Consider the following 5,088-nt stretch of genomic DNA (forward strand, 5'->3'; position numbering starts at 1 on the left):
CCTGCCCGTCTTTGTCTTTATAGGCTTTCATACCCTCAAAACAAGCCTGTCCGTAGTTTACACCCATCATTGCAGGGGTAAATGCTAAAGGACCATAAGGAACTAATTTTACATCGCCCCACTTTCCATTCTCATACTCACAGATGATCATATGATCAATAAAAGTATTTCCGAATGAGAAATTGTTTGGGTCGAATGTAGAAATTCTGGAATTCTCTGTTTTTTGAATTATCATTTCTAAAATTTTTTATGATGTTCTACAAATTTAATATAATTTTCTAAATATAAAAGTTTTGGAGTAAATTTGAAGAAAAAATAGCTTGAAAAGAGAAATTAAGACCACAAAAGACGGCAGTAAAACATTGTTTATCAATGAGTTAAACGAAAATTACCATTCACATCACGGAGCACTTCAGGAAGCAGAACATGTGTTTATTAAAAATGGACTAAATTTAGCAAATGATTATGAAATTAATATTTTAGAACTCGGTTTTGGAACAGGTTTGAATGTTTTGGTTACAATTAATGAATATTTAAAAACTGACAAAAATCATGTCATCAACTATTTTTCGCTGGAAAAATATCCCATAAATGAATCCGAAATAGAAAATTTAGCCTATTTTGAGCATTTTGATAACCCGGAATTCAAAGAAATTTATCAAAAAATTCATCTTACGGATTGGGAAAAACCAGTTGAAATCATTAAAGGGTTTCACTTAAAAAAGATCCAATGCGATTTTTTTGAATTGAAAACCATAGACTTACCTAAAATAAACTTGGTTTACTACGACTGTTTCGGTGCAAGAGTTCAGCCTGATCTTTGGGAGAAGCCTTTATTTGAGCTGGTTTCCGACAAAATGAGTGTTAACGGATTATTAACGACTTATTCTTCTAAAGGAAGTGTAAGAAGAATTCTTCAGGAGCTTAATTTCAGGGTGGAAAAAAAACAGGGACCTCCGGGAAAGAGAGAAATGATTAATGCTGTAAAGCTTTAAAAGTGATGAGTTATAAGTTTTGTGATGCTTCCTATTAGAATGCATTTTGATTTAACTTATCATTCTTCACTCATCATTCATAACTCTTAGCTCTTAACTTTAATTAATTTCCTTAATTTAGCTTTACAAAATATTATATATGATAGACAACATCAACGTCAGAGTATATGCCTGTGCTGTAAAAGATAAAAAAGTACTGACACTCTTCGAAGAATATGCAGGAGAACCTTTAATGAAATTTCCCGGCGGCGGACTGGAATATGGAGAAGGATTACTGGAATGTTTACACCGTGAGTTTGATGAAGAACTGAATGTGAAAATAGAAATCGTAGAGCATTTTTATACACAGGAAGACTTCCTGGTTTCGCGTTTCAGGGAAAACGAGCAATTGCTTACCATATATTATATCGTAAACATTATTAATGAAGGAGATTTCCTGATCCTCGACCCTTGTATTGAAAAAACAGAATGGATCGATATTGACAGACCTGAGAACCCGTTCTCCTTACCGGTAGATCAGATTGTATTCAATAAATTAAAAGAAAAATACCTGTAACTGCCTACAGGTATTTTATTTATTTGCTTACTTTAAAATCTTTTGCTCCGGGGTAAGGCTGAAGATAACCCGAATTCCAGTTAGACTGCAGCAGTGACTCTATAAATTCGTCGGTTCTGTTTTTATGCGGATTATACTGGTCTTTAAGATCGATATTCGCCATCTTACCTTTTACATTCCACCAGAAAGCGCTCCATCCGCCTCTCATTTCTTTGATAATTTCATAGACGTTTTTTCCGGTTGCCCTGTTCATCAGCTTGGCAAAAACCTGTCCCTCAGTTGTAGTAAGGTCCCTTAGCTGTTTTTCGTATTGATCAGCAAGCATATTCTGTCTGTCTCTTACATATTTTCTTTTGGCTTTACTGTCCAGATTGGTCATTTCCACCTGAATATCCCTGTACTGCTGCAATGCCGTTAAGAACAAAGGATACACCCTGTTTAGTTTTTTATTAAGAAAATAATAATAATTTTTGTCCAGCTGGTTATTGAATTTTGGTTTATTCAATAAAACCAACTCATCCATCACCACTACTGTTTCGCCATTTATTTCATAGATTTTGGCTTTCTGCCTTTCATCATAGTAATATTTATTCCCAAATTCATCTATTCTCAATTCTTCCTGCGGATATTGGCTCAAAGGCTTGGCGATAATTGAATCTTTTTGCCCGGAAACACTAACCCCAAAAAAGAAAAGAAAAAGATAAATAATCTTGTTAAAATTCATTATTTTTACGCTTATTAGAACAAAAACTGACCGCAAAAATCATTCCCTTTTATGAAATTTGAAAAGAAATCTTTGAAATTTTTAGAAAAATACTTAAATACATCATCACCAACCGGTTACGAACACAGAGGGCAGGAAGTCTGGATGGATTATATCAGGCCTTATGTAGATAAAATAGAAATAGACCACTACGGGACGTGCTACGGCATCATCAATCCTGACGCTGAATTTAAAGTGGTAATCGAAGCACATGCCGATGAAATCTCATGGTATGTTAATTATATTACAGATGACGGTCTTATTTATGTGATCAGAAACGGAGGTTCAGACCAGACCATTGCGCCTTCGAAGGTAGTTCATATTCACGGAGAAAAAGGCATTGTAAAAGGGGTTTTCGGATGGCCGGCAATCCATACACGGTCAAATCAGAATGAGCCGACCCCAAAAATCGAAAATATATTCATAGACTGTGGTGCCACTTCCAAAAAAGAAGTAGAAGAACTTGGGATTTTTGTAGGATCCATGATTACATATCCTGACGAATTTTTTGAGATGAATGACCGATATTTCGTATGCAGGGCATTAGACAACAGAATCGGAGGCTTCATGATTGCCGAAGTAGCCAGGCTCTTAAAGGAAAATAAAAAAACGATTCCTTTCGGATTGTACATCACCAATTCCGTACAGGAAGAAGTGGGTTTATATGGTGCAGACATGATTGCAGATACCATTAAGCCTAATATTGCCATCGTTACCGATGTTACCCATGACACTACCACGCCAATGATTGAAAAGAAAAAAGAAGGGGATCAGAAATGTGGCAACGGACCTGTGATTTTCTTTGCACCCAGTATTCACCACACCATCAGAGAGCTGATCATTGATACGGCAAAAGCTAAGAAAATATCTTTCCAGAGAGCGGCAGCAAGCAGGGCTACCGGAACGGATACCGACGCATTTGCCCATTCCAACGGTGGCGTACCAAGTGCGTTAATTTCCTTACCTTTGCGCTATATGCACACAACGGTAGAAATGGTTTCAAAAGAAGATGTAGGAAATACTATCAAATTAATTTACGAAACTGTTTTGAAGGTAAAACCGGAAATGAAACTGAAGTACCATTAATAAAGCTAGTTGCCAGACTCCAGGTATTGGACTAATTTGCATTAAAGTCTTAAGTCCGGGATCTGAGATCTGGTTTCTGAAATCTAATATAAAGTAAAAATGAAAACGAAGCTTATTGCTCCTTCCCTTTTATCCGCAGACTTCGGGAATCTGCAAAGAGATATTGAAATGCTTAACAATTCCCAGGCCGACTGGTTCCATATTGATGTCATGGACGGGAAATTTGTACCCAACATTTCATTCGGTTTTCCTGTGATGAAAACAGTTCAGCAGCATGCCAAGAAATTTGTAGATGTACATTTAATGATCGTTGAGCCTGAAAAATATGTTGAGGAATTTATCAATCATGGTGCAGATCTGGTTTCCGTACATTATGAAGCCTGTACTCACCTTCACAGAACCATTCATCATATTCAGAGCAAAGGTGCCAAAGCAGGAGTTGTATTGAATCCTTCAACACCGGTTTTAATGCTTGAAGACATTATTGCTGATGTAGATCTGGTATTATTAATGAGCGTAAACCCAGGATTCGGAGGACAGAAGTTTATAGAGAATACGTATAAAAAAATCGCAGAAACTAAAGATTTAATTTTAAGCAATAATTCTACGGCATTAATTGAAGTGGATGGTGGTGTAAATTTAGACAATGCGTCCAAGCTTTTCGAAGCCGGAGCAGATGTACTGGTTGCCGGAAATGCAGTTTTCTCTGCAGAAAGCCCTGAAAGAACCATAGAGCTTTTAAAAATTTAAGTTTTAAACTTTAACATACAGGAAAAAGGCAGCTTTCGCTGCCTTTCTTCTTTGAAAATCTGAGCTTATATGGTTATCAGCTTATTTTCTTAAGACTTTAATGCTTAAATTTTCTTGTTCTATGCTGACGTAAAGATCAACATAAAAGCAATACAAAGCATCCGTAAAAACACGGAAATTTCATTCCGTATTTTCACTGAAAATTATTCCATCTTATTCCAGATACAGGCACAGACGACGAGGATGATACTCAATGTAGAGCATACAGTTCTTATATTATTCAGAAAATTCCATCTGTTTTCAAAATTTTCACGGACTTTCTTTATGGCTTCCATCGTAGAATCGGTAATATTAAACTGATCCAGCTGATCATTCATCGGTACATTCCCCACCACTGTAACACCGAATACGCCTGCCAGATAAACAATAGCAGCCAGTAAAAGCAGAATAAATACGGGACTCTGTGCACGGTAGAGAAAGGCAGAAAGCGGAAGCATCACAGCCGTTCCCATAAAACTCAGAAAAAACACCGGATTCAGGATCTCCCGGTTAATCGACTGCATCGCTTTTAAATATTCTACATCCGATAACTTTCCAAGCCCAAGGACTACAGAACATGAATAAGCATAAAAAAGCCCGCCTATAAGGGCCGTAAGTGTTGCTGTAATGATCAAGATTAATGTTGTCATTTTCATAATTTTTATTTTGATGATGTGATAATGATTGATGATATAAAAATAACTTTAATATGGATAAGTTGAAGTATAAAATGAAGTCCATTTTTTGCAGAATTAAAATGTATTTTCTATTTCCCTTATTTTAGTGAAAAGTATCAAGTAATAGGAAAATTTTTTGCAGGAAAATAGGCGCTATTGAACATAATTTAACGTGAGTTCGATATAAGAAATTATACATTACTATAGAAAAAAGCGGAAAAA

At 36.0% G+C, this 5,088-nt stretch carries 6 protein-coding genes and 1 pseudogene; 4 read left to right on the plus strand and 3 right to left on the minus strand.

Annotated features, from left to right (window positions below):
• Positions 1–235: pseudogene (locus PMI13_RS19040) on the minus strand (branched-chain amino acid aminotransferase); the annotation flags it as partial.
• A gap of 85 nt (positions 236–320) precedes the next feature.
• Between PMI13_RS19040 and mnmD the strand changes: the two are divergent.
• Positions 321–995, plus strand: a complete 675-nt coding sequence (gene mnmD, locus PMI13_RS19045) for a tRNA (5-methylaminomethyl-2-thiouridine)(34)-methyltransferase MnmD (protein WP_007846849.1) — start codon at positions 321–323, stop codon at positions 993–995.
• 139 nt (positions 996–1,134) lie between these two features.
• Positions 1,135–1,551, plus strand: a complete 417-nt coding sequence (locus tag PMI13_RS19050; RefSeq protein WP_007846850.1) for an NUDIX domain-containing protein — start codon at positions 1,135–1,137, stop codon at positions 1,549–1,551.
• A gap of 19 nt (positions 1,552–1,570) precedes the next feature.
• Here the strand turns inward: PMI13_RS19050 and PMI13_RS19055 are convergent, their stop codons facing one another.
• Positions 1,571–2,275: a DUF4294 domain-containing protein gene (locus PMI13_RS19055; protein ID WP_007846852.1), complete on the minus strand. Its 705-nt coding sequence runs from the start codon at positions 2,273–2,275 to the stop codon at positions 1,571–1,573.
• Positions 2,276–2,326: 51 nt separating this feature from the next.
• Between PMI13_RS19055 and chrP the strand changes: the two genes are divergently transcribed.
• Both chrP and rpe read left to right on the plus strand, forming a co-directional pair.
• Positions 2,327–3,400, plus strand: coding sequence for a chryseobasin maturation metalloprotease ChrP (chrP, locus tag PMI13_RS19060; protein WP_007846854.1), 1,074 nt, complete (start codon positions 2,327–2,329; stop codon positions 3,398–3,400).
• A gap of 99 nt (positions 3,401–3,499) precedes the next feature.
• Positions 3,500–4,150 (plus strand): ribulose-phosphate 3-epimerase, encoded by a 651-nt coding sequence (gene rpe / locus PMI13_RS19065; protein WP_007846855.1) that lies wholly within the window; start codon positions 3,500–3,502, stop codon positions 4,148–4,150.
• 203 nt (positions 4,151–4,353) lie between these two features.
• Here the strand turns inward: rpe and chrI are convergent, their stop codons facing one another.
• Positions 4,354–4,839 carry a chryseobasin maturation helper ChrI gene (chrI, locus tag PMI13_RS19070; RefSeq protein WP_007846857.1) on the minus strand — a complete coding sequence of 162 codons (486 nt, stop codon included), beginning with the start codon at positions 4,837–4,839 and terminating at the stop codon, positions 4,354–4,356.
• Between the last annotated feature and the right edge of the window lie 249 nt (positions 4,840–5,088).

It is taken from the genome of Chryseobacterium populi (assembly GCF_000282115.1).
Classification (GTDB): domain Bacteria; phylum Bacteroidota; class Bacteroidia; order Flavobacteriales; family Weeksellaceae; genus Chryseobacterium; species Chryseobacterium populi.

What these genes read in the sequence shown, in the direction of transcription:
- PMI13_RS19050 (WP_007846850.1), top strand. Translation starts at nt 1,135, where the DNA reads ATGATAGACAACATCAACGTCAGAGTATATGCCTGTGCTGTAAAAGAT.
- PMI13_RS19055 (WP_007846852.1), bottom strand. Translation starts at nt 2,275, where the DNA reads ATGAATTTTAACAAGATTATTTATCTTTTTCTTTTCTTTTTTGGGGTT.
- chrP (WP_007846854.1), top strand. Translation starts at nt 2,327, where the DNA reads ATGAAATTTGAAAAGAAATCTTTGAAATTTTTAGAAAAATACTTAAAT.
- rpe (WP_007846855.1), top strand. Translation starts at nt 3,500, where the DNA reads ATGAAAACGAAGCTTATTGCTCCTTCCCTTTTATCCGCAGACTTCGGG.
- chrI (WP_007846857.1), bottom strand. Translation starts at nt 4,839, where the DNA reads ATGACAACATTAATCTTGATCATTACAGCAACACTTACGGCCCTTATA.